Origin of the sequence: Aliirhizobium wenxiniae (assembly GCF_014201355.1) — a bacterium.
Classification (GTDB): domain Bacteria; phylum Pseudomonadota; class Alphaproteobacteria; order Rhizobiales; family Rhizobiaceae; genus Neorhizobium; species Neorhizobium wenxiniae.
The window spans coordinates 420,445-443,998 of sequence record NZ_JACHEG010000003.1; the positions used below are offsets into that span (position 1 = coordinate 420,445).

General features: G+C 58.4%; 22 protein-coding genes. 16 read left to right on the forward strand and 6 right to left on the reverse strand.

Annotation, left to right across the window (positions count from 1 at the left end; all coding sequences use genetic code 11):
* The first annotated feature begins 67 nt into the window (after positions 1-67).
* The 3 genes from HNQ72_RS17365 to HNQ72_RS17375 all read left to right on the forward strand — a co-directional run bounded on the left by HNQ72_RS17365 (position 68) and on the right by HNQ72_RS17375 (position 4,837).
* A complete protein-coding gene (locus HNQ72_RS17365; RefSeq protein WP_183993608.1) occupies positions 68-2,824 on the forward strand; it encodes an ATP-binding protein in 2,757 nt (918 codons plus the stop codon).
* 91 nt (positions 2,825-2,915) lie between these two features.
* Entirely contained in the window at positions 2,916-3,692 is a 777-nt protein-coding gene (locus tag HNQ72_RS17370; protein WP_183993610.1) for an alpha/beta fold hydrolase, read from the forward strand.
* Between the two features lie 206 nt (positions 3,693-3,898).
* Positions 3,899-4,837, forward strand: coding sequence for a 2-hydroxyacid dehydrogenase (locus tag HNQ72_RS17375; protein WP_183993612.1), 939 nt, complete (start codon positions 3,899-3,901; stop codon positions 4,835-4,837).
* A gap of 46 nt (positions 4,838-4,883) precedes the next feature.
* Here HNQ72_RS17375 and HNQ72_RS17380 read toward each other — a convergent pair whose 3' ends face one another.
* Positions 4,884-5,282, reverse strand: a complete 399-nt coding sequence (locus HNQ72_RS17380) for a winged helix-turn-helix transcriptional regulator (RefSeq protein WP_183993614.1) — start codon at positions 5,280-5,282, stop codon at positions 4,884-4,886.
* A gap of 98 nt (positions 5,283-5,380) precedes the next feature.
* Between HNQ72_RS17380 and HNQ72_RS17385 the strand changes: the two genes are divergently transcribed.
* Together HNQ72_RS17385 and HNQ72_RS17390 are read left to right on the forward strand one after the other, a co-directional pair.
* Positions 5,381-6,394, forward strand: coding sequence for a zinc-binding alcohol dehydrogenase family protein (locus HNQ72_RS17385; RefSeq protein ID WP_183993616.1), 1,014 nt, complete (start codon positions 5,381-5,383; stop codon positions 6,392-6,394).
* A 103-nt stretch (positions 6,395-6,497) separates the two neighbouring features.
* The gene (locus HNQ72_RS17390; protein WP_183993618.1) at positions 6,498-6,800 is read left to right on the forward strand and encodes a putative quinol monooxygenase; all 303 of its coding nucleotides are present in this window, start codon (positions 6,498-6,500) and stop codon (positions 6,798-6,800) included.
* A gap of 67 nt (positions 6,801-6,867) precedes the next feature.
* Here HNQ72_RS17390 and HNQ72_RS17395 read toward each other — a convergent pair whose 3' ends face one another.
* A complete protein-coding gene (locus HNQ72_RS17395; protein ID WP_183993619.1) occupies positions 6,868-7,722 on the reverse strand; it encodes an alpha/beta fold hydrolase in 855 nt (284 codons plus the stop codon).
* Between the two features lie 163 nt (positions 7,723-7,885).
* Between HNQ72_RS17395 and HNQ72_RS31100 the strand changes: the two genes are divergently transcribed.
* Positions 7,886-9,472, forward strand: a complete 1,587-nt coding sequence (locus HNQ72_RS31100) for a sensor histidine kinase (protein ID WP_183993621.1) — start codon at positions 7,886-7,888, stop codon at positions 9,470-9,472.
* 129 nt (positions 9,473-9,601) lie between these two features.
* Here the strand turns inward: HNQ72_RS31100 and HNQ72_RS17405 are convergent, their stop codons facing one another.
* Together HNQ72_RS17405 and HNQ72_RS17410 are read right to left on the reverse strand one after the other, a co-directional pair.
* Positions 9,602-9,793, reverse strand: a complete 192-nt coding sequence (locus HNQ72_RS17405; protein WP_183993623.1) for a hypothetical protein — start codon at positions 9,791-9,793, stop codon at positions 9,602-9,604.
* 138 nt (positions 9,794-9,931) lie between these two features.
* Positions 9,932-10,825: a LysR family transcriptional regulator gene (locus tag HNQ72_RS17410; RefSeq protein ID WP_210319639.1), complete on the reverse strand. Its 894-nt coding sequence runs from the start codon at positions 10,823-10,825 to the stop codon at positions 9,932-9,934.
* A gap of 99 nt (positions 10,826-10,924) precedes the next feature.
* On the opposite strand from HNQ72_RS17410, the gene HNQ72_RS17415 reads away from it, so the two are divergent.
* A complete protein-coding gene (locus HNQ72_RS17415) occupies positions 10,925-12,340 on the forward strand; it encodes an aldehyde dehydrogenase family protein (RefSeq protein ID WP_183993626.1) in 1,416 nt (471 codons plus the stop codon).
* A 315-nt stretch (positions 12,341-12,655) separates the two neighbouring features.
* On the opposite strand, the gene HNQ72_RS17420 is transcribed toward HNQ72_RS17415, so the two are convergent.
* Entirely contained in the window at positions 12,656-14,026 is a 1,371-nt protein-coding gene (locus tag HNQ72_RS17420; RefSeq protein WP_183993628.1) for an aminotransferase-like domain-containing protein, read from the reverse strand.
* Positions 14,027-14,288: 262 nt separating this feature from the next.
* Between HNQ72_RS17420 and HNQ72_RS17425 the strand changes: the two genes are divergently transcribed.
* The 9 genes from HNQ72_RS17425 (at position 14,289) to HNQ72_RS17465 (ending at position 21,569) form a co-directional block, all read left to right on the forward strand.
* Entirely contained in the window at positions 14,289-14,771 is a 483-nt protein-coding gene (locus HNQ72_RS17425; protein WP_183993630.1) for an MSMEG_0572/Sll0783 family nitrogen starvation response protein, read from the forward strand.
* Positions 14,772-14,839: 68 nt separating this feature from the next.
* Positions 14,840-15,829, forward strand: a complete 990-nt coding sequence (locus tag HNQ72_RS17430; RefSeq protein ID WP_183993632.1) for a Nit6803 family nitrilase — start codon at positions 14,840-14,842, stop codon at positions 15,827-15,829.
* Positions 15,822-16,940 (forward strand): MSMEG_0568 family radical SAM protein, encoded by a 1,119-nt coding sequence (locus HNQ72_RS17435; protein WP_183993634.1) that lies wholly within the window; start codon positions 15,822-15,824, stop codon positions 16,938-16,940. The genes HNQ72_RS17430 and HNQ72_RS17435 overlap by 8 nt, the downstream gene beginning before the upstream one ends.
* Entirely contained in the window at positions 16,937-17,479 is a 543-nt protein-coding gene (locus HNQ72_RS17440; RefSeq protein ID WP_183993636.1) for an MSMEG_0567/Sll0786 family nitrogen starvation N-acetyltransferase, read from the forward strand. Before HNQ72_RS17435 ends, HNQ72_RS17440 begins: the two co-directional genes overlap by 4 nt.
* On the forward strand, positions 17,476-18,447 hold the full coding sequence (locus tag HNQ72_RS17445) for a sll0787 family AIR synthase-like protein (protein ID WP_183993638.1): 972 nt from the start codon (positions 17,476-17,478) through the stop codon (positions 18,445-18,447). Before HNQ72_RS17440 ends, HNQ72_RS17445 begins: the two co-directional genes overlap by 4 nt.
* Complete coding sequence (locus HNQ72_RS17450; RefSeq protein WP_183993640.1) at positions 18,440-18,718, forward strand: MSMEG_0570 family nitrogen starvation response protein; 279 nt, start codon at positions 18,440-18,442, stop codon at positions 18,716-18,718. Before HNQ72_RS17445 ends, HNQ72_RS17450 begins: the two co-directional genes overlap by 8 nt.
* Before the next feature lie 11 nt (positions 18,719-18,729).
* Positions 18,730-19,986 carry an MSMEG_0569 family flavin-dependent oxidoreductase gene (locus HNQ72_RS17455; protein WP_183993642.1) on the forward strand — a complete coding sequence of 419 codons (1,257 nt, stop codon included), beginning with the start codon at positions 18,730-18,732 and terminating at the stop codon, positions 19,984-19,986.
* A complete protein-coding gene (locus tag HNQ72_RS17460) occupies positions 19,983-20,807 on the forward strand; it encodes a Pnap_2097 family protein (RefSeq protein WP_244654524.1) in 825 nt (274 codons plus the stop codon). Before HNQ72_RS17455 ends, HNQ72_RS17460 begins: the two co-directional genes overlap by 4 nt.
* Before the next feature lie 615 nt (positions 20,808-21,422).
* The gene (locus tag HNQ72_RS17465; RefSeq protein ID WP_183993644.1) at positions 21,423-21,569 is read left to right on the forward strand and encodes a hypothetical protein; all 147 of its coding nucleotides are present in this window, start codon (positions 21,423-21,425) and stop codon (positions 21,567-21,569) included.
* A 66-nt stretch (positions 21,570-21,635) separates the two neighbouring features.
* Here the strand turns inward: HNQ72_RS17465 and HNQ72_RS17470 are convergent, their stop codons facing one another.
* On the reverse strand, positions 21,636-23,438 hold the full coding sequence (locus HNQ72_RS17470) for an ATP-binding protein (RefSeq protein ID WP_183993646.1): 1,803 nt from the start codon (positions 23,436-23,438) through the stop codon (positions 21,636-21,638).
* Between the last annotated feature and the right edge of the window lie 116 nt (positions 23,439-23,554).

Below are 23,554 nucleotides of genomic sequence, written 5' to 3' on the forward strand. Positions count from 1 at the left end.
CGCGATCAAGGCGTTCCGAATGGATTGCTTTTCTTGTCCAAATTCCTGCGAGGTCGAGGGGAACTATATGGCTGTGCTGAGATTTTTCGAATTCGAACTCGATGAATCTCGACGGCTCCTGACGCGAGCGGGAAACCCCGTCAAACTCGGCTCAAAGGCGCTGGACATCCTTGTTGTACTCGCTTCCAAAGCAGGTGAAGTCGTCACGCGAGAAGAGCTCTTCGATGCCGTCTGGTCAGGAAGCACGTCCGCTGAGAACTCCCTGCGCGTCCAGATCATGGCACTCAGAAAGGCTCTCGCGACGGGAGAAACGGATGACCTCGTGCAGAGCGTCGCAGGTCGCGGATACCTGCTGTCCGCTTCCGTTCAACGCCAGAAACCCGTCGAAATCCCCGCACCGCGCATCTTGGAAGTCAGAGGAAATCTGCCCGGTATGCACACAAGCATCATAGGTCGGGGAGACTTTATCCGGAGGTGTCTCGAAGCGCGTAGGACGCGCGTCATGAGTGTTGTCGGTCCCGGTGGCATCGGGAAGACGACCGTTGCGATCGAATTCGCCAACACCATCCGCGAAGAGTACGAATCCGCCTTCTTCGTGGACCTCGCTGCACTCAAATCCGGAGCTAGGATCGGGCCTACGCTCGCCTCGTTGATGGGTTTGTCGGTCTATGGTTCAGACCCAATGCCAGGGATCATCGCCGCTATCGGGCACAGCAAGATGATCTTTGTCTTCGACAATTGCGAACACGTCATCGAGCAGGCCGCGGAGGTGATTGAAAGAATGAGCCTCGCCTGCCCTAACGTTTTCATCGTCGCGACCAGCCGGGAAACCCTCGGAATTCCCTCGGAGATGGTCCGACGCCTTGGCCCACTCGACATCCCCGCCGAAGGAGAGAGCCCGGCCAGCCCGGCCAGCTACTCCGCCATGGCGATGTTTATGGACCGCGTAGAGCACTCATTGGAAATCGCGTCCCTAAACCAGATCGACGACCTTGTGCGCGTCGCGGCGATCGTCCGGAAGTTGGACGGCATTCCATTGGCTATAGAGTTCGCCGCCGCCCGGGTTATCGACCTTGGACTCGACCAGCTGTTGAACTCGCTGAACCAGCCCCTGACAGTGCTACGACGAGGCCGCCGCACCGCACCTCATCGCCAGCAGACACTCCAGGCGACTCTCGACTGGAGTTATGGATTCCTGACGGAGAATGAGAAGACTGTCCTGCAGGCCCTTTCCGTTTTCGCGCAAACATTTTCCAGAGATGGCGCTGCCTTGGTCTGCCGTCCGTTCCTCGACAATGACGATATCGAGGATGCGATATGGGGTCTTCAGTCGAAGTCCCTCTTGAGCAGGTCCGAAACCGGGACGGCCCTTCGACTGCTTGAGACAACGAGGGAATACGCGTCCATAAAGCTGCTGTCCTCCATGAGGGAAACTCCGGTTCGGGACGCGCACGCACGCTTTGTCCTCGCGCGCTTGCAGGATGCCGAGCTCGAATGGGACAGGCTTGCGACATACCAGTGGCTCACTAGCTACGGTGAGTTGATCAACGATTTGCGGTTGGCGCTCGCGTTCTGCGAGGCAATTGGAAACACGGGGCTTTTCCTGAAACTGGTGGCGTGTTCGGGCTTGCTTTGGACACAGCTCGGCCTGATGAATGAGCAATTGCTTTATATCGAGAAGGCTATCGAGGTCCTTGATCGGACGGACGCCCGCGATCCCGCTATCGACACGCAACTCCGGTCTGCATACGGCGCTATCGCCTATAACGTTCACAGCGTCGCGGGCGACGCGGAAGCGATACGACAATTCGATCTCGCCGCGTCATCAGCCAGAACCCTCGGTGACGCAACAAAGATACTGCGGGCCAGAAGCGGCGTTTGCGCCGTCCTGACCACACAGGGAAGATATCGCGAGGCGTACGGGCTGGCGCTAACGTTACGCGATGAGCTGGGAGTGGCAGCAGAGTCGACCGTCAATCGCATACTGGCGCACAATAGCCATTATCTCGGCAGTCACGCGGACGCTTTCGGAATGGCTGAAAAGGCCCTTCATGCGAACGGAGTGAATGTCAGAGGCACGCTCACGAGTGGTGCGAATTTTGGCCAGAAGACCCTTTCCCTGATGATAATGGCAAAGACGGCCTACCTTCGCGGAGAAATCGCCACTTCACTCGAGCTGTTAGACGAGCTCACGGCTGACGTCATGGCGGTCGATCACCCGATATCGACTTGCCTCGCGTTTTCGGTCGGTGTGTGTCCGGTGTATTTCGGCCTCGGCATGACCGAGAAGGGCCGATATTATCTTGAGGTCCTTCGCGACACGTCGACCCGGAACTCACTCGTGCGATGGCAGGAATGGGCCGATGGCTTCGACTATGCCCTTGGTACCGACATAGTCGCACCCTCTACAGCCCTTGCCAGCTTGAGGCTCGCGGGCAACGGGCCTAGACTCGAGAACACGATAACGATCGGCGGAGAACGTATCGGGCTCGATCTCCTCGAAATGGCATTATCGGGAGAAGCAGGCTGGTGCGAGCCGGAACTGCTTCGCCTCAAGGGTATCAAGCTCCTGCAACGCGGCAGTAGCGAAGGGCGTCGATGGCTGACGCAGGGCTTCGAGTTGGCTTCGCGCCAGTCGGCGCGCACGTGGCAGCTAAGATGCGCCAACAGTCTTGCGACTTTCGCCACCGCCGCATCGTTCGACGAGGACCGTCTGCGTGTCGACCGATTGCTTGGGGAATTCACAGAAGTGCCAGCGATTGATCTCGCGATCTCGGAGCGAATCCTCGATGGAGCGCCCGAGATGTGCGAGCTTTGGCGGTAGTCTCATCCGAAATTACTCCCCGATCATACAATAACTCCCTGCATGAACGGTGCTTCATGCATCCGTAGCAATTAACGGATGAGGAAATCCCATGTTGAGAACGATCGTAGGCTCAGCCATGCTCGCGACGACGTTGAGCGCTGGGGCGGCTTTTGCTGCCGAAACGAAACCCACCATCATCCTGGTTCATGGAGCATTCGCCGACGGCTCCAGTTGGAATGGGGTTATCGCGAAGCTCGAGAAAGATGGCTACAAGGTCGTCGCGGTGGCCAATCCGCTTCGTAGTGTGAGGAGTGATAGCGCCTACGTGAAAAGGATCGTTTCAGGTCTGGACACGCCCGTGGTCTTGGTCGGTCACTCCTACGGCGGAGCCGTGATTTCGGAAGCGGCGACCAAGGACAGCAAGATCAAGGCCCTGGTCTACGTTTCCGCTTTCGCGCCGGACATCGGCGAATCCTCGCTCGCGCTGACGGGCAAGTTCCCAGGCAGCACGCTTCCCCCGACACTCGACACTCCCGTCGAGCTGGAGAACGGGGTGAAGGACCTCTACATCCAGCAGGCCAAGTTCCACAAGCAATTCGCTGCAGACGTTCCCGAGAAGGCAGCTCTTGCGATGGCCGCGTCGCAGCGTCCGGTCACTGATGTGGCTCTCGGAGAAGCTGCAACGAACGCGGGCTGGAAGGAAATTCCGTCCTGGTCGATCTACGGCTCGGCTGACAAGAACATCCCACCCGAAGCCATGAAATGGATGGCAGAACGTGCCAACGCGAAGGATACGGTCGTGGTCAAGGGTGCGTCTCACGTCGTGATGGTTTCGCATCCTGACCGTGTTGCCAAGGTGATCGAAGAAGCCGCAGCAGCGAAGTAAATCGACATATCTGGAGGGGCGGCTAACCATATGAGCTGCTCCTCAGAAACTCAGACCACGGCCCTTCCCGTGCGGCGGATCGAGCGGGACACGTTTGGGTGTCCTGCTCCCGCTAGCGTGGCTAGCGCCTTCGCTCCGAGCGGTGCGACGTCCCGCGTTCTTCGGAAGCCTCGATAGGCGGATCTCCATTTTTAAAGAGTGCTTTTATGAGAGACCATTCGCAAGGTGTGCTTATTGTAAACGAACACATAGATTTCGTTGCACGCAAGCTTTCGGCAAAATATTCCGTGTTCAAGGCTTGGGAAGCGATAGCTCCGGCCGACCAAGCAAGCGTTAAGGCGCTCGTTGTCGCCGGCGAAGCGGCTTTTGATCGCTCGATCGTATCCGACTTTCCGAACGTAAGACTGATAGCTTGCCTCACCTCGGGCTACGACGGGATCGACCTCGCCTGGGCAGCAGGCCGCGGTATCGATGTAACCCACGCGGTGGGAGTGAACCACGATGACGTTGCTGACCATGCCTTAGGCCTTATGATCGCTTGGGAACGCGGTTTGGTCGAAGGTAATCAAGCGGTGCTTAGCGGAAAGTGGAGCGCCGAGCGCAAGACGCTGACGCGCTCCATGGAGGAACTTAGGATTGGCATCGTTGGGATGGGCGCAATCGGCAAAGCCATAGCTGCGCGATGCGTTGGGTTTAAGCTTGATGTTGAATGGTGGGGTCCTCACCCAAAACCGGATATCGATTTGCGTCGCAGGGAAACGCTTACCGATTTAGCTGCGGCAAGCGATGTCCTTTTCGTGTGTAGTCGCGCAGAGCGAGCCAATCGACACATGATTTCCGACGAAGTCCAGAATGCGCTCGGCCCAAATGGTCTCCTGATCAATGTCGCGCGGGGAAGTTTGGTCGATGAAGATGCCCTGATCCTCAATCTTAAATCAGGCAGGCTCGGCGGAGCGGCCCTGGACGTCTTCGAAACGGAGCCAACCGACCCCGGCCGTTGGCGCGACGTCCCTAACGTGATCCTTACTCCACACACGGGCGGCGCGACGTTGAAGGCGATCTCGAAAATGATCACGCAGTTGGAATCCAACCTTGATGCTCTTTTTGACGGAAAGGAGCTCGTTACTCCGGTCACACTTCAATGATGCGTGCGGCCAATTCTCGATGTTCAAGTGAACCGGACAACCCCGCCTACGCCACCTCGGGAGGCGTTTCTACTTCGTCTGCAGTGGAGGTGGCGACGTGCGGTTTACCGAACCTGCCGATGTTCGCATCTCCCCAATTTCTTAGCGCAAGAAGCACAGGCCCCATGCTCACACCGAGCGCCGAAAGACTGTACTCCACCTTAGGCGGAACCTGCGCATACACCTTGCGAACCACGAGCCCGTCCTCCTCGAGTTCACGCAACTGGTTAGTCAGCATGCGTTGCGTGACACCAGGAATCTTACGACGGATCTCGTTGAAACGAAGCGTCCCGTCCATCAGGTGGAACATCACGACGGATTTCCATTTGCCGTCGATCAGGGCAATCGCCGCCTCCACCGAGCATCCCGGGGTGCAGTCAAAACGAGAATGGCGGACCTTTCCCATGACGGTATCCTTTTTGACACTATGTGCGTTCGTTGTGCGTATTGGCTACCGGAGAATGTAGGACTACTTCGAGCTCATCGCAACTGGAGACATCAAACATGAAAGCCATTGGTTACAAGCAAGCGGGCGCGCTGGATCGCGCCGAAGCTCTCGTCGACATCGAAGTGGACAAGCCGACACCGACGGGTCACGACATCCTGGTCAAGGTGAGCGCCATTTCCGTGAACCCGGTCGACTACAAGATCCGGAAGAACGTCTCCGCCGCAGAAGGAGACTGGAAAGTCCTCGGCTGGGACGCGGTCGGCACCGTCGAAGCAGTTGGTGATAAGGCCAGTGCCTTCAAGGTGGGCGACCAAGTGTACTACGCCGGGTCGCTTATCCGTCAGGGTGCTAACAGCGAGTATCACCTCGTCGACGAACGGATCGTAGGCACCAAGCCCAAGTCTATCTCGGATACCGAAGCGGCCGCCCTGCCGCTTACCGCGATCACCGCATGGGAGATGATGTTCGACCGCCTGAATATCCGCAAGTCCGTTCCGGGTGCAGCGAACGCGATCCTGATCATCGGCGGTGCCGGCGGCGTCGGTTCGATCGCGATCCAGCTCGCGCGGGCACTCACCGACGTGACCGTGATCGCCACAGCGTCGCGTCCAGAAACGCAGGCATGGGTTAAGGAGCTGGGCGCGCACCATGTCGTGGACCACACGAAGCCACTTGCCAAGCAGATCGAAGCATTGGGCATCGGCGCGCCCGCCTTCGTGTTCTCGACGAACGAAACTCACACGCAGATTGCCGAAATCATCGAGCTGATCGCACCGCAAGGCAGGTTCGGCCTTATCGACGACCCGGCGGCACTCGATGTTGTAGGCTTCAAGCGGAAGTCGGTCTCCATCCACTGGGAGCTGATGTTTACCCGTTCCATCTACGGAACCGCCGACATCGACGAACAGGGCAAGCTGTTGAATGAAGTGGCCGCCCTCATCGACAGCGGCAAGATCAAAACGACCGTTACCGAAGTCATCCGCCCGATCAACGCGGAAAACCTCAGGAAGGCCCACGCCACGCTCGAAAGCGGCAAGGCCAAGGGCAAGATCGTTCTCGAGGGCTTCTGAGCAACACGGGCGGCCACTCGGGTGGCCGCCTTTCATTTTTTGTTTACGTCGCCCATCCGTCAGCCTGTTGCGGCGGTAGGCTAGAGCATGAAAGCGCAGATCAATGGACGCCAACCAGACCGTACATCTCGTCGCAACACTGAAGGCGAAGCCTGGCAAGGCCGGAGAACTTCACCGTCGGCTCGAGGAGATAATTCCCGACGTCAGGAAAGAGCCAGGGTGCCTTGCCTACAATCTGCACGTGGACCGGGGTGACGGTTCTGTCTTCATCATGATTGAAGCCTGGGAAAGTGCCGCAGCGCTCGACGCGCACGGCAACGCCGCTCCGTTCCGCTCCCTGCAGTCCCATTTCGAAGTGCTGCTGGCCGAACCGCTGGCCCTCCAGCTTCTAAGCCGCCTCGCCTAGTAGCGTCCCGACGGCAGGCCAGGGAATGTGGCCTCGGTTGCCGCCGAGGCCATTTCGCCCAGCAATATCAGATTACGGATTTTACGAACGATGCGATCGTTTGAGCACAGAATGCAGGCTCCTGATGATGGGGGCCATGGCCCGCTTGCGGAACGGTGACGAGATGCAACGTCTTCCACTTGGTCGTCAGTGGCAGCCAATTTCCGATCGGGCAAGCGATGTCGTGATCGCCGCTGATCACGAGAAGTGGATGCAGGCCGGAAGAAAGGGCCGCCATATCCGCGCCCTCTGGGTCGGGGTAGATTGTCGTTTTGTCCTTGGCTTCGCTGAGCAGCTTCATGAAAACCGCCTCTGGAATGGCCGGGGAGCGATCGATCTCTCGGCTTTCGATACGGTCGTAGGACCGACGGGCGGCGTCGCGACTCCGTTCCGAACCGGGTTCGAAGAACAGGATGGTCTGGTCTTCGAGGCCGTTGAAAGGGTGCATGGCGGTCTTGATGAAGAGTGGTTCGCCGCTTACCTCGGGTTTGCCCGGAGGTACTGTGCCGATGAGGATCGTATGCGAGACCTTCTCCGGGTGAGTGACACTGAACTTTTGGGCAACAACGCCGCCGAGCGACCAGCCGCCGACGACGACCTTCTCGAAGCCGAGAAAGTCGATGAGGTCCTTGACGTCCTTCACGAGGGAGTCGCGGTCATAGGTCGGAGTTCCGGTGGATCCACCGAGGCCCGTATAGTCGAAGATGACGACAGTAAATTTCTTTGCCAACTCATCGAGAAACAAAGGGTCCCAGGAATCGAGGGTGCCGCGGAACCTGATGTTGAGGACAAGCGGCGTCCCGCTTCCAAATTTCCGGTAGGCAATCTTCCGGTCTCCGAGGTCTGCGAATTTCGTGGAGGTCGTCGAAGCAGTTTCAGTCATGAGGCTCTCCTGATGTTTGGAAAAGCCAACAGGTTTGAGGCCATTTTTATTGTAGGATGCTGCATCCGCGCCGAAGCGTTTCTTTCCGGACAGCCAGCACATTGCTGATTGACAACGGTATGCAGGATCAGAAATTTGATGTCGCTGATCATGGAGACCGTGCGTGGACGAGTTACTAAGACCAAGATTGCTTTGGTGCTTTGGGTTGTTGGTCGTCCTTGTTTCCGTCTCGCTCGGATTGCTCCATCCCGCAGCGCCTCAGTTGGTGTTTCCCGCGATCATCATGGGCTTTGTGCTGTGGTGCACAGCGATCAGACGCCATTTGCTGTTTTCGACGGTCGGCTGCGTCGTGTTGCTTTTAATGGTCCAGGTCGCTTTACCGGGCAGTGTCGGGTTAGGCGAGACACTCGTGACCACGATCCTTTTTGCGAGCATTGCCGTTGCTTTCGCGTACATCCGTGCAAATGGTCTGGCAGCTACTGACAGAGCGTGCGAAATCGCGGAAAGGATGGAGTCGCAAGCTCGATCCTACGCAGATGAAATCGCCAGGAGCGAGGTGAGATACGCGACACTGTTCTCCGACATGAACCACGCCCACGCCGAGCAGGACATCAGCGAAGCCAAGAGGATGATTGATGAGGCCAAGACTAACGGGGCTACGAGCTTCGAGCGGCTGGCCGCCGAGAATCCCGAATTCATCGATCGATGCCTGGCAGCGGTCAAGGTCAATCGCGTGAACGACGCTCTTCTTAACATGATGGGATATGCCGATCATGCCGAGCTGGTCGCGAAGCCGCCGACGGAAAACGCCGTGGACTCACGTCGCGTCATGCAGGAGCAATTGCATGCGATGTTTGACGGTCGTCATCATTTCGCGTCAACGGCAACCCTGATCGGGAAGGACAACCGGAAGGTCACTGTAGCTGTCGGAGTAAATGTGCCTGACGACTGGTCCGTTTCGCTCTCCACCCATATCGACATTACCGAACAGCTCCGGGATCGCGAGGCGATCCTGTCCGCCCGCGAGGACCTCGCTCGAGCTAGCCGGGCGTTGGCAGTCGGCGCGATATCCACGACGTTGTCGCACGAACTCAATCAGCCTCTGCTGGCGATAGGTCTCGGGACAAAGAGTGCTGAGCGTTGGCTGGAAAGGACCCCGCCACGACTTGAGGAGGTGGCCCGCTCCCTGGAAGGCATCCGTCTCAACGCCGACAGGATGAGCGCGATCATCCGGAACACCCGAGACAAGCTTGTGAAGGGTGCCAAGGAACTCAGCCGTGTCGACCTCAGGCAACTCCTTACGGAAACGAGCTACGTCCTTGAAGGTGATCTCGCTGCCCGTCGCTCGCGAATGCAGCTCTCGCTCGATGACGACGCCATCGAAGTCATGGCCGACAGGACCGATATCCAACAGGTTTTCATCAACCTGATCACCAACGCCGCCGACGCGATGGCGCAGGTTGAATGCGAGCGCATCGTCACCATCGCATCCCATCGGTCCACTGAACAGAGGCTCACCATCGAGGTCAGCGACAACGGGCCGGGTATATCAGACGAAAACCTCAAGCTTGTCTTCCAGCCGTTTTTCTCCACGAAGTCGGGCGGTATGGGCATGGGTTTGCAGATCTGCCGCTCCATCATCGAAAGCTTCGGCGGCACGCTGAATGTCAGGAACAACCAAGGGCGCGGGGCGACATTTATTATCTCTCTTCCCCTGCCGCCGGCTTCGGATACCGGGCAAGCGCCGTAGCATGCGACTAGGTGATCGACGAGCTGTCCCTTCTGGCTGACCCGCCGATTTCAACCGTTCACCAGCGAATGTTGGATTTGGCGAGGTCGAGGACCTCGTCCCCCCGGCCGCTCCACCAGGACCTACGCCTTAGTCCATTCTGCCGGATGCCATCGGATCGCTGGCAGGAAAGGTTTCCATCAGCGCTTCGTCGAGTAATTCGTCCGGGTTCGATCTCCGCCTCTGTGGAAGCAAGAGTTCGATATCGGCGAACTCCGGCAGGCTTTCAGCACCGTCCCTGACTTGTACGGTCTGTTGTTCGAGTCCGCTGTGCATGTTCATACGCTCCGTTGATCTTTCACAACTAGAGCGCGGTCAGAACGGCACTTCTTGGATGATCCAGTCCTGTTTTCGCATCGGCGGGGCGCATCCCTTCCCCACCAAACGTCAAGGACCACAACGGGACTAAACGCATTCGGCCTAATCCCAGGCCACCTCTCTGACCAAATCGACCAAAGCCCGCAGCTTGGCAGGTATGTGCCGCCTGCCAGGATAATAGAGACAGAGCCCCGGGTAAGGGGAAAGCCAGTCCTCAAGCACCTCGATCAGCGTATTATTGGCGAGATCCGGACCGACCTGCCAAGAATTGAGATAGGCAAGCCCGGCCCCTTCCCTTGCGGCTCGTAACATCAGGTCGCTCTCGTCAAGTGTGAGCAGTCCAGGCACATTCATGGTGAAGGTCTCGCCGTGCCGCTCGAACTCCCAGTGATAGACGGAGCCGCTCGCCATGCGCCCGCGAATGCAATCGTGGTCCATGAGATCAGCTGGCACACTCGGCCTGCCAAAGCGCTCGAAATAGCGGGGAGAACCGACGATCACGGGGCGAACGGAGCGGCTGATCGGCAGGATGACCATATCCGAGGGCACTGCCTCGCGAATGCGAATACCTGCGTCGAAACCCTGCGCATTGATATCGACAAGCGCGCCCTCTGTGACAATTTCAACCGCCATTTGTGGATAACGCCGCTTGTATTCCAGCAAGACCGGGTTCAGGACCATGCGCGCCGCACCGACAGAGGTATTGATACGCAGGGTGCCACTCGGCTCGGTGCGATGCTCATCCGCCAGGTCAACTGCCTTGCGGATTGCCGCCAAGGCAGGCGTGATTTCCGCTACGAACTGCTCACCAGCGGAGGACAGAACAACGCTACGCGTCGTTCGGTTGAAGAGCCTAACACCGATGCGGGCTTCGAGGACGGCGATCTGCTGGCTGAGCGCCGAGGATGATATGTCGAGTTCACGGGCCGCTGCACGGAATCCCCCATGTACAGAGACAGCAACAACAGCTTCAAGTTCCGCCAACGTACCGCGCAGCACTGTCCGTATTTCCTTATCATATCGTCCTTCATTGACCAACTTATCAGATCAATTGAAGATTGCCAGATTAGGCGCATCGCTTTGAAGGAGAAGAAGATGCGTATTATCGACAAGATCTACATCGACGGCCAGTTCACCACGCCACATGGCGAGGAGACTGCCGACCTCTACAATCCCTCGACGGAAGAGAAGATCGGCACGGTGCGTCTCGGAGACCTCGAGGATGCCCGCACCGCAATCGCTGCGGCAAAGCGTGCTTTTCCGGCCTTCTCCCGCGTCACCAGGGAAGATCGCATGGGGATGCTAGAACGTCTCAGTGATGCAGTAATGGCGCGAGACTCCGAACTGACCGATGCGATGGCAACCGAATATGGAGCGCCACAATATTTCACCAGCTTTGCCGTATCGCATGCGGCCTCCAGCTTTAGGCATATGGCGGAGGTCCTTAGGGACTACGACTTCACACAGCGTATCGGGCGGGCCGAGGTCAAGATGCAGCCGATCGGAGTGACAGCCGCGATAACGCCCTGGAACAGCAATTACGGTTTTATCTGCGCGAAACTCGCAACCGCAATCGCGGCGGGCACGACAATCGTAATTAAGCCGAGCGAGATGAGCGCGATTCAGACTCAGTTGCTCACAGAATGCCTGCATGAGGCAGGCTTGCCAAAAGGTGTCTTCAATATCGTCAATGGCCGCGGCGATCTTGTCGGAGCGGAATTCAGCCGGCACCCGGACATTGCAAAGGTGTCGTTTACCGGCTCGACGGCAGTGGGAAAACAGATCTTGCGCACCGGTGCGGAAACGCTGAAGCGGGTAACGCTGGAACTTGGCGGCAAGGGACCGAACGTCATACTCGATGACGCGGAGCTCGACGTGGCAATCCCCGCAGTCTTGCGAGTTGGACTGATGAACAGTGGCCAGGCATGCATTGCCGGCACCCGCATTCTTGTGTCTGAAGCAAGAAAGGCAGAAGTAGTCGATAGACTGCGGGCTGAGATTGCAACTTTCAAGCCAGGAGCGCCATCCGACCCGACCGTAATGATCGGCCCGATGGTCAGCCAGAAACAGTATGATCGGGTGCAGTCTTATATCAAACTCGGCCTCGATGAAGGGGCAGAACTCATCGCCGGCGGCCCCGGCCGCCCACAAGGCATCAGCCACGGCTGGTTTTCGCAGCCCACTGTTTTCGCCAATGTCACGAACGACATGCGGATCGCACGCGAAGAGATTTTCGGCCCCGTGCTGTCCCTCCTTACCTATAGGGATGAGGAGGACGCGATCCGTATCGCAAATGACACTAGCTATGGGCTTCAGGCCTACCTGCACGGCAAGGATATCAAGCGGATGCAGGTGCTTGCGGATAGCTTGGATTGCGGCCGCGTCGTCATCAATGCCGCACCCCACGAGCCGTTGGCCCCATTTGGCGGCATGAAGCAATCTGGTATCGGCCGCGAATTCGGTCCATTCGGACTAGAAGCCTTTTTGGAGCCGAAGGCGATCTTAGCGTAGGCGTTTGATCCCGACCTTTAATGTTGCTCCCCCGGCAGCGCAATCCGGTGGAGCGTCTCCTTAATGGCATCAAACCGATGAGCTGTCTGGCGACACGATATGGCTAGGTGGTGATGACCACCTTCCAGGCTGCAAACCTGTGGCGACGAGGATCTGCATCGCTTCAGCCAATGAGCCCCCCCGGCTTGGCAATGAAGCCAGCATTTTACAAGAATTGGCGAGCGGCTACGGGCACCTTTCATCCAAGTCAACGGCCGTAATAGGACAACAGGCTGGAAAACGCCCGTTCCGGTACGGGCGTTCCACTTCAAGCCATTAGCCCATCCAACCTGCCTCAGAAAGCGACTGAGCCATAAAAAGAAGCCCGGCCTGTAACTGCTCGCGCTGGATCATGCCGCCAAGGCATACTCTCATATGCTCATCGGGTTTTCCCAAAACCGTGAAGGCATCGGAAGGCATCAAGCCCACATGTCGTCCCGCCATTCGTCCCATCAGCTCTGCCCTGCTCGCCCCCTTCGGCAGCTTCAGCCATACATTGAACGCTTCCGGCTCACCCTTGATATCCAGTCCTGAAAGAGTATCCACGGCAATCTTGTGACGGAAAGCGCTTTCCACTCGGACGAAATGCCGGATGGCGTCAGCGGTACCATCCTCGATCCATCTTGTTGCGAGCGCCATGCAGATCGGCGATGGCATAACCGCACTGGCCCGCATTGCCTGGGCGAGAGAATATGCAGCTCTGGCGTTGGGGGAAACGGTGTAGGCAAGGCGCAAGCCTGCGCCAAGACATTTGGCCAAGCCCCCAATATGCCAGGTGAGGTCGGGAGCAAGCGTAGCGAACGGCACGGGCGCGACTGCAGGAATGAAGCCATACGCGTCATCCTCAATCAACGGCAGCCTGTGTCGCAAGAGAACTTCGGCGATCTCCATTCGCCGCTCGCGTGGAATGGTCAGCGTGGTGGGGTTTTGGACCGTAGGATTGAGATACAGAGCCTTCGGCTGGTGCAAATGGATAGCTGCATCAAGCGCATCGGGGAGGATGCCGGAAGCGTCCATCGGAATTCCCACGAGCTGCAACCCCATGCGCGCTGCAATCGCTCGCAGTCCTGGATATGTCACGGCTTCACACAGGATGACATCGCCGGGTCGGGTCATCGTCGAAAGAAGCGCCGTCATCGTCGCATGTGCCCCCGGCGTGATCGCGATCCGCTCGAGACTTGGTACCATGCCTCTTTTCGAAAGCCATGAAGACGCAGCGGCCTTATCCTGATCTCCACCCGTCGTCGACTGGTAGCGGAGAAGGGAGATGAGGTTGGCTGAAACAGTCTGCAGCCCGTCCTGCATTCTCGCCACAAGATCCGGATCCTGTGGCTCGGGAGGCATATTCATCGACAGATCCTCGTCTCCGGCTCGACGCGGATCGATACGATGTTCCTCCTTCGGGCGGCCAAGCGCAAAGGTACCTCTTCCGACATGGCTCTCCACGAGGCGCCGTGAATGCGCCTCGGTATAGGCGCGACTGACTGTCGTAAAGTCGATCCCAAGACGTTCTGCGAGCCTGCGCTGCGGTGGCAATCGATCACCTGCGGCGATATCGCCTCTCTTGATCGCCATCTCGATCGCATCCGCGATCTGGAGATAACGAGGCTTGCCGTCAGGGCGGAGTTCCGGGAGCCATTTCAACATTTCACACAAATCCAGAAAGATAATTGTTTCGCATTGTATGGACCACGATCCAGGTATTCAAGCCGTAAAAACATGAACTCGATCGGGTCATTATTTGTGCAAAGCAAGGGATTTCTTCGCCAGAAATTAGGCAATTCGCATCTTCATTATGCAAAATTGCGTTTCATCAAGAAATAATTGTATGCATATTAAACTGCTTATTGATTCATACAATTTGGCTCGTATCGTTTCTGCATCAACCCCGCCGCAAGGAGATGCAGACATGCCTGAAGTAACGCAGCAGCCGCACAAGGATGGTGACTTCTTTGTCGACTACGAGTCCAAGGTTTTCGAGGATGTTAAGGCCGATCCTGGTGAGAAGGCGCTCGTAACCTTCCACACGATGGCGTTCGAAGGCTCCATCGGGCTTGTGAACATTCTCAATGCCATTCGCCTGCAGCGGAAAGGCTACGAGACTTCGATCCTTCTTTACGGCCCGGGCGTGACACTGGGGATCCAGCGCGGCTTCCCCAAGCTCGGCGATGAAGCCTTTCCGGGTCATCTGAACTTCAACAAGAACCTCGAGCGCTTCATGAAGGAAGGCGGCAAGGTCTACGCATGTCGCTTCGCGCTGCAGGCTCTCTATGGGCATGGCGAACCGGCTCTGATCCCCGGCATCGTCCCTATCCTGCCTCAGGACGTGCTGGACTGCGTGCTTCTGCACAAGAAGGCCAACGCTCTGATCATCGACACATGGACCGTCTGATTTGACCTCGGCACCCCGTTCCGCAGCGAACGGGGTGCCTCGTTCCAGGCAATGTGAAGGAGCCAGTGATGCCCAAAACAGTGCGCGCCGCCGCCGTCCAGATCGCGCCCGACCTAACCTCGCGCGCCGGCACCGTCGAGCGGGTCCTGAATGCGATCGCCGAAGCCGCCGACAAAGGCGCGGAGCTGATCGTATTTCCTGAAACATTCGTACCCTGGTACCCCTATTTCAGCTTCGTTCTGCCGCCCGTTCAGCAAGGCCCCGAGCACCTGCGGCTTTATGAGGAAGCCGTCACGGTGCCATCCGCGGAGACGCGCGCTGTCGCTGATGCCGCGCGTAAGCGCAATGCAGTTATCGTGCTCGGCGTGAATGAACGCGACCGCGGCTCCCTCTACAACACTCAACTGATCTTCGACGCGGATGGCAGCCTGAAACTCAAGCGCCGCAAGATCACGCCGACCTATCACGAACGGATGATCTGGGGCCAAGGCGATGGCGCCGGCCTGAAGGTTGTCGACACCGCCGTCGGCCGCATGGGCGCACTGGCGTGTTGGGAGCACTACAATCCTCTGGCCCGCTATACATTGATGGCCCAGCATGAGGAAATTCACGCCTCTCATTTTCCAGGCTCACTGGTCGGTCCGATATTCGGCGAGCAGATCGAGGTGACGATGCGCCACCACGCGCTGGAAGCGGGCTGCTTCGTGGTCAATGCCACCGGCTGGCTGAGCGAGGAGCAGATCGCTTCCATTCACCCGGATCCTGCCTTGCAGAAGGGACTGCGCGACGGTTGCATGACCTGCATCATCACGCCGGAAGGCCGCCATGTCGTACCGCCTCTGACATCGGGCGAAGGCATCCTGATCGGGGACCTGGATATGCGGCTCATTACCAAGCGCAAGCGGATGATGGATTCGGTCGGACACTATGCACGGCCGGAATTGCTACACCTTGTCCATGACACAAGGCCCGCACGCGCACTCGAGCAGATCGGCCTTTCAGGCGATTTTTCCGACGCAGAGCAAGACAAGCCATTTGAGGAGGCTCAGGATGCGTGACCTACCATCGATAGATCCGGAACTCATCAACGATCTCCAGACACGAGGAATGCGTCTCGTCGATCCGCGTGTCGGCCATGAAAGCAGGCGCGGTGGCGCAGGCCCCTCGGACCATAAGGCAGTCAATTTCGGCGACACAACCGTCATGGTACCGGTACATACCGCTCCCGCATTCGACAGTCCCTATCTGGTGGAAGCGCCAGATGCCGACGGCCGTGCGCGCATCACGAAGGAAGGATCAGAGGTCGCCCGAATTCGATTTCCCAATCGGCCGCGATTTTACGATCTGACCACGGCGGACGGCATCCCGTACAACAAGATCGCGGTTCTTCATTCGCGCGACGTTCTTGCCACGACCATTCTGCAGACCTGCATTCGTTATGAAAGCCGCAAGAAGACCTGTCAGTTCTGTTCGATCGGCCAAAGCCTTGCAGCCGGCCGGACTGTCGCGCACAAAACTCCCTCGCAACTGGCGGAGGTCGCAAAGGCGGCCGTCGAACTCGACGGCGTAAAGCATATGGTGATGACCACCGGCACGCCTGCGGGCAAGGACCGTGGTGCTGCCGTTTTGGCAGAGAGCGCGCGCGCGGTTAAGGCCGTCGTCGACCTGCCAATCCAGGTGCAATGCGAGCCTCCGGAAGACGATAGCTGGCACGAGCGGATGAAGGATGCGGGCGCAGACGCGCTGGGAATGCATCTTGAAGCGGTAACACCCGAAGTCCGGGAACGGATCATGCCTGGCAAGGCCAGCGTTCCGCTTGAAAAGTATTTCTCCAGCTTCGAGGCCGCAGTGAAGGTGTTCGGGCGGGGCCAGGTCTCGACCTATATCCTCGCGGGCCTGGGCGATACGCGTGAAGCCATACTCGACATGTCCACACGACTGGTTGCAATGGGCGTCTACCCATTCGTCGTTCCGTTCGTACCGATCTCCGGAACGCCGCTCGAAAGTCACCCCGCACCGAAATCCGATTTCATGGCCTCCATCCTGGCTCCCTTGGCACAGATTGTCATCGATGGCGGACTGAAGGCCTCGGACATCAAGGCCGGTTGCGGAAAATGCGGTGCCTGCTCGGCACTGTCCACCTACGAAAAGCTGAGGATCCCGGCATGAGCCATATGGATCACTCCGCTTTCATCAGCCCTGAATTTCTGATCCGCGCTGCATCCGAAAGCTGGGAGCTGGACGGCGCCGCCCGCCTCAGACATCAGGTGTTTGTCGAGGAACAATCCATCTTCACGAACCATGATCGCGACGAGATCGACAGGACGGCGATCCCGCTCGTCGCAATCGCGACCCTGGCAGGCGAGCCCGCCGAGATTGTCGGAACGGTTCGGATCCACGAGCCGGCACCCACTCTATGGTGGGGTTCCAGACTTGCCGTTGCACCGGCATACCGAAAAGTGGGACGGCTGGGCGCCGAACTTATCCGTCTCGCCGTCAGCACCGCCAATGGCCTTGGCTGCCGAGAGTTCCACGCGCATGTCCAACTCCAGAACGTGCCGCTGTTCCGTCGCATGCAGTGGGATCCCTTGGACGAGATAGAACTGCATGGCGTGAGGCACATGCACATGCTTGCCTCGTTATCCCATTATCCCCCCGTATCCGATCCAACCATCGGCTGGTCTGCCAGGGCGCGGAGGCCGCGATGAACCTGACGGCCCTGACGGAAGAACTTGCGGCGCACCCCTCGATCCGCAGCAAACTGCACATAGCAGCCACGACGCAGGCACTTTCGCTTTCTGCCGGCACGACAGGAATGCCTGGCGACGATGCCGCGGCGATCCCCAGCCGGCAAGGCGGATGGGACCTCTTTGCTGGCGAGGGTTTCATGCCCCAGTTCGTCCAGGATGACCCGTGGTTTGCGGGATGGTGTGGCGTGATGGTCAACCTTTCGGACATAGCAGCGATGGGGGGACGCACCACCGCTCTTCTCGATGCGATCTGGGCACCGGACGCCGCGTCTGCCCTGCCCCTCTTGTCGGGGCTAAAGGCTGCGGCAAGCGCCTATGGCATCCCGATCGTCGGGGGACATACAAATCTGAACAGCCGCGAGCTCAATCTTTCGGTCTCGGTTACCGGTCGGGCAGAACGACTTATCTCCAGCTTTGCGGCAAGGCCCGGCGACGTGCTGATCGCCGCGATCGATCACCGGGGGCAATATCGGCCGCGTTTCGACAACTGGTGCGCGGCTCTCGATGCCCCGCATGAGCGGCTGCGCGGCGATTGCGAACTTCTGCCGCAACTCGCGGAAGCTGGGCTTGTCGATGCCGGAAAGGACATAAGCCAGGGCGGCATTGTGGGGACAGCAGTGATGCTGGCCGAGTCCTCGCTCTGTGGTTACGACATAGATCTTTCGGCGCTGCCACTTCCGTCCGGCGTGGCAATCGGCCGATGGCTGCGTACTTTTCCGAGCTACGGCTTCCTGCTCTCCGTTCGCGCCGATCGGGCACAGCGTGTCTGTTCGCTTTTTGCCGCGCGCAACATCAGTGCAGCCTGTATCGGCCGTGCGACGGACAGCAGCAGGATCGATCTGACCTGTGGCGGCGCTCGCGCCACGTTCTGGGACTACGAGAAAACCCCTTACATCTCACTTTCAAAGGAGACCGCACATGCCTGAGGTACGCTTCAGCATACGCTGGCCTGATGGAGCGGAGGAAAGCTGTTACTCTCCTTCGACGGCGATAAAACGTCATCTCGAAGCCGGACGGACCTACCCACTCGGCGAATTCGTCGAACGCGCCCGGACCGGACTGCACGAGGCATCCGACAGAGTGGCGGAAAAGTTCGGCTTCGCCTGTTCCTCCGCACTTGATCAGCTCAACAAGATCGAAAGCACCGCCTCGCTCCAACCTGCGAACGGAGAGGTCACCTGCCTCTCCATGACGTGAAAGGACTTCCCATGAGTGACACAGCAACAGCACATGTGCCTGTTCTCATTATCGGGGGCGGTCAGGCCGGCCTCTCGGTCAGTTGGTATCTCACGCGCGAAGGCATCGAACATGTCGTGCTCGAGCGTCATCACCGTTTCGAAAGCTGGAGAAACAACCGCTGGGACACATTTTCTCTGGTTACGCCGAATTGGCAATGCCGCCTGCCCGGATGGGCCTATAGCGGCAAGGACCCGCACGGCTTCATGCTCAGGCATGAAATCGTCGAATATCTCGACGGTTTTGCGGAAAGCTTCGACGCCCCGCTGAGAGAAGGCGTCGACGTCACACATGTGTCACGCCTTGATGGCGGCGGATACGTGATTGAAACCACCGAGGGCACGATGACGGCCGATCAGGTCGTGATCGCCACAGGTGGATACGACAATCCGATCGTTCCCCCGTATGCCGACAATCTCGACGCGTCGATCGTCCAGATGCATTCGCGGGACTATCGTCGCCCGTCGCAGCTCCCTGCAGGCGGAACGCTGATCGTCGGGACGGGCCAGTCAGGCGTGCAGATCATGGACGATTTCCATCTTGAGGGACGGTCCGTTCACCTCGCCGTCGGCCCGGCTCCGCGCAGCCCGCGCAAATATCGCGGCAGGGACGCAACCGACTGGCTTTACGATGCCGGCACCTATGCTGTCACCATCGATCGCCATCCCGATCCGATCAAGGCTCTGACCCAGACCAACCATTACATGTCGGGTCGTGACGGCGGCAAGGAGATCGATCTGCGCAAATACGCACTGGAAGGGGTTAGCCTCTACGGTTCGGTGGCCGGCGCTGACGGGACGAGCATGGCCTTTCTTCCTGACCTGGAGAAGAACATCGACGACGCGGATCGCAGCTACCTTGGCATCCGAAAGCAGATCGACGCGTGGATTTCTTCTCAAGGCATCGATGCGCCGGAAGAACCAGCATTCGAGAAAGTCTGGCGACCTGAACGGGAGACCACCAGCGTGGATCTTCGCGAGGCAGGCATCACTTCGATCATCTGGGCGATCGGGTTCCGACCGGATTATTCCTGGCTGAAGGTCGATTGTCTCGACGAACGCGGCAAGCCGCTGTTCAATCGCGGCGTTACCGACGTGCCCGGTCTGTATTTCATCGGCCTCGGCTGGCTGAACACCTGGGGATCCGGCCGGTTTCTCGGGATCGACGAGGACAGCCGGTATCTGACAGAGCAGATCGTCGCCCGTCAAAAAGGCAAGCTGGCAGCATGAGCACGCTTCCCCGTCCATTGTCTCAAGGCTCAGGACTTGTAGAGAAACACGTCCTGGGGATGGCGGAAATGGGCTATCGCGGCCTGTCGGAGCAATGGTTGAAGCGACGGGCCGGCGACTTGCATTGGGAGCTTATCGCCCGAGCCATGGGGCAGCGGGATGCGGTCTTCACTTGCTCAGAAGGTGAGCCCCTATATGCCGCCTTTTGCGCGACGAGCCTACAACTCTCAAGGCCCCATCTGCCGCGCTTGGGCGGGGAGATAACACTGGCCGCGGACCTTTACCGTGTCGGTCACGGGCGCTTGGCGTCACTTCTCTGCATCACATCAGACGGCGATGTTGTTGGGCGCATGATTTTGGTCTCAACCTTTGTGGGCCACTCCGAACCGGGCATCAACCGCTCGGTTGTCAGGCGGAGCCCACGAGCGCTGGCGATGCCGCCTGAGGCTCCGCTCGCCGTCCGTCGCATAGCCGAGCAGGCCTCCGCCATCACGCGTGACATTCGCAGCGATGGCCTCAAAGTCACCGGAATGTCAGGAGCGCAAACGATCCTGCCGTGCCCGGCGACAGACTTCAATGCCGCCGGACTTCTCTACTTTCCGAGCTACAGCGCGTTGGCGGATCGAGGCCTGTTTCAAGTGGGGGAAAAGCACACCAGAATGGTTGCCTGCCGGCACGTGGTTTATCTCGGCAATGTGGAGCCGGGTGAATGGACGGATATCCTCTTCCAGAAACGGCCTTGGGGTCACAACGTTATCCTGCGCGGCTCGGAAGAGAGGCCGCTGGCGCTGATGCGCGTCCGTTTTCGTGGAGATAATTAGATCTGAAAGCGCGGCGCACTATGGTCACGCTCGGCGTTTCGGTGGTCAGCCTGGTGATGGTGTTGCTGATGAACTTGCTTCTGCCACTCGTGTAGGACAGCGGCAGAATTCGCCAACGGAAAGAGTGGTGTCTATGCCGCGTGCACCAGCAGCCGCGCATCGAAGACGACCGTGCGGGCGGTTACGCCTCCGTGAAGATTAAATGCCTAATACCAAGGCGTTACCCAGACGAAACCTGTATAGAATACCGCACCTTCGCTTGGGTCATTATCCTTTCCCTCATGACGAATTCGACCCCTGTCGTCACAACAGAGAGGAAATGCGAATGTCCCCAAAAAGCATGCATAACAGACGTTGCTTAGTCATCGCTATAATGGCGACAGTGATCGCGACAACCGCACCGACCGCCAAAGCATCCGCTATCTGGATTCCGGACCTCGTGTTCCCTGAAACCATCCCAGTGCCGAAAGCAAAACCGGACCGTACTGTTTCGAACTCTACCCCGCGGATAAAAAGGACCTCGGATGCGCGCAACAGCGAGCACGGTTCTACTTTGAAGGAAACACGAAAGGGAGTGGAACGCGGCTCGGTATCGAGCAGGAAGGAGGCTCTACGATGAAGATGAGTTCACCATTTCCCAGAGGCCGTCGGGCAGCGGCCCGAGCAGCCGTTAGGGCCGTGCCGAGCCTCCATGGCGTCTTTGCGCTCTATTTCCTTAGCATGGGCTTGCTTGCGCTTGCCCTCGCCATCCACCGCGCCTGATGGCCCCTTGAAACACCTGCGGTGCCCCGAATTACAGAGCGTCGCTCATCACCCACGACATCACCTTTATCGCAGTGGGATAGTGAACTGCGCTAACGCACCCCCACCCGGCCGATTGGTCAGCGTCAGCTGTCCGCCGAACCCCTCAACGACGCTTTGGCAGACGGTGAGGCCGAAACCGAGGCGGTTGGTCTTGGTGGAGAAAAACGGATCGAAGACCAGCGTGATATGCTCCCGGTCTATCCCTGGCCCGCGGTCCGCCACTGCTACCGTGATTTCTCTCGATCGCGATCCGGACAAAATCGTTACAGAGATATCCGGCGGCTCCCCTGTCAAATTATGGGCGTCTAGTGAGTTTTGTAAAAGGGCGGAGAGCACTTGCTGCAGGGCGACGGGGTCAGCAACGACCGCGGGAAGATCGTCGTTCGCCACGATCTTCAGGCTTTCTTGGTCGGTGCCCAGTGGATCAAGAAGAAGTCGATAGGATCGTAACGCCAAATCGGCGATGTCGACTGTCTCAAGAGTTTGGGGCGCGCTCCTCAACGTTTCACGAGTTGAGGTCCCGACGTCCGCAAGGCGTTGCGTATTCCATCTCAGGCGGTCCATGACCTTGCCGACTGCAGGGGATTTGCTTTCACCCGACGCAATTAACCTAGTGGCCGTCGCCACATCCAGCGAGATCGCCGTAATCGGCTGGCTGATCTGATGTATAAGAGAGGCTGACAATGCAGATGCGGCAGCGACCCGGTTCACTCTTGCAAGCTCCACGCGCGCCTTGCCGGCGGCCTCCGCGTGCGCTTCCGACACCGAAGCGTCAAGAAACAGAACTTTTGCCACCCCCGTTTCCAGAATGCAGACCGTGAAGGGAAAGACCTTTATCACACCGCCGGCGTCCGGAAGTTTAGCGATACCGCAGGTCGTTGCCGATCCGTGGACCAGAGCCGTGAGGATCGCGATCTCGACATCGCCCGCGGTGTGCGAGCTTCGCACCCGTCTTGCGACCATACTCTCGAAGCTCTCAAAACCAAGTAACGATACGATATGCTGGCTCGCATCGAGAAACGGAAGACCCCGCGATAGTGCCAGGATGTCGGTCGGGTGCTTCTCCAAATGGTCGCCGACGTCTGTGACGCCCTGCGTTCTCAATGACTCGGACAGACTGCGGACTGAATTGACATCGTAATCTATCCATCCGACCTCCCTTGGTTCGAACATCGCCCTCAGCCTGGCGTCAGATTCTCCCGACTTGCGTTCCCACTCATCGGAAATCGCCTGAAGATCGAACTGCAGCCTTGCAATGGTCTCGCGATCTTCGACCTGGTTTTGGACGTCAACCAAACTGCCGAACCACTTCAGGGTATCGCCCGTTTTTAAGGATCTCACCGACCGCCCGATAGATTCCATCCACCGATACGACCCATCGTTCATCCGCATTCGCGCCAGTGCGGAGTAGTAGGAATTACCGCTGCCGATAGCGCTCCGCCAAGCGCTCTGCATTTTCTCAAGGTCGGCGGGGTGTATTGGATCTACCCAGGTTTGTTCCTTGATGGCATTCGAACGGTTTATGCCGAATGTCTCGGTGTAACGGTCGTTGAGGAATTCACATTTGCCATCTGTGCTTGTTCCCCAGATCACATGCGGCAAAGCGTCGGCAAGTTCCTGACGCGCGCTAGCATCTCCATTAACCCGAGGCTGCAGATCGTACCCGCGCCACCACCGAGACAGCAACGAACCCGAGACGCCAATCATTGCGGTCAGTGTCCAATACCAAAGCTGCCCGAAAACCCACCATGGTCGCGATTTATCGGAGGTGAGTACATCGGACGGAGAAACTTGATCGATCGACCACGGATCTTCATAGGTCGACATCGTTGAACTTCCTCCCGCCCAGACGTACCGAGACGAAGAGCTAACACCATGAGTTGTCCCGCCGATACCTATCCGTTTAGGTAGGTTGGCAGACGGTTGCCTCTCGCTTCATCAAG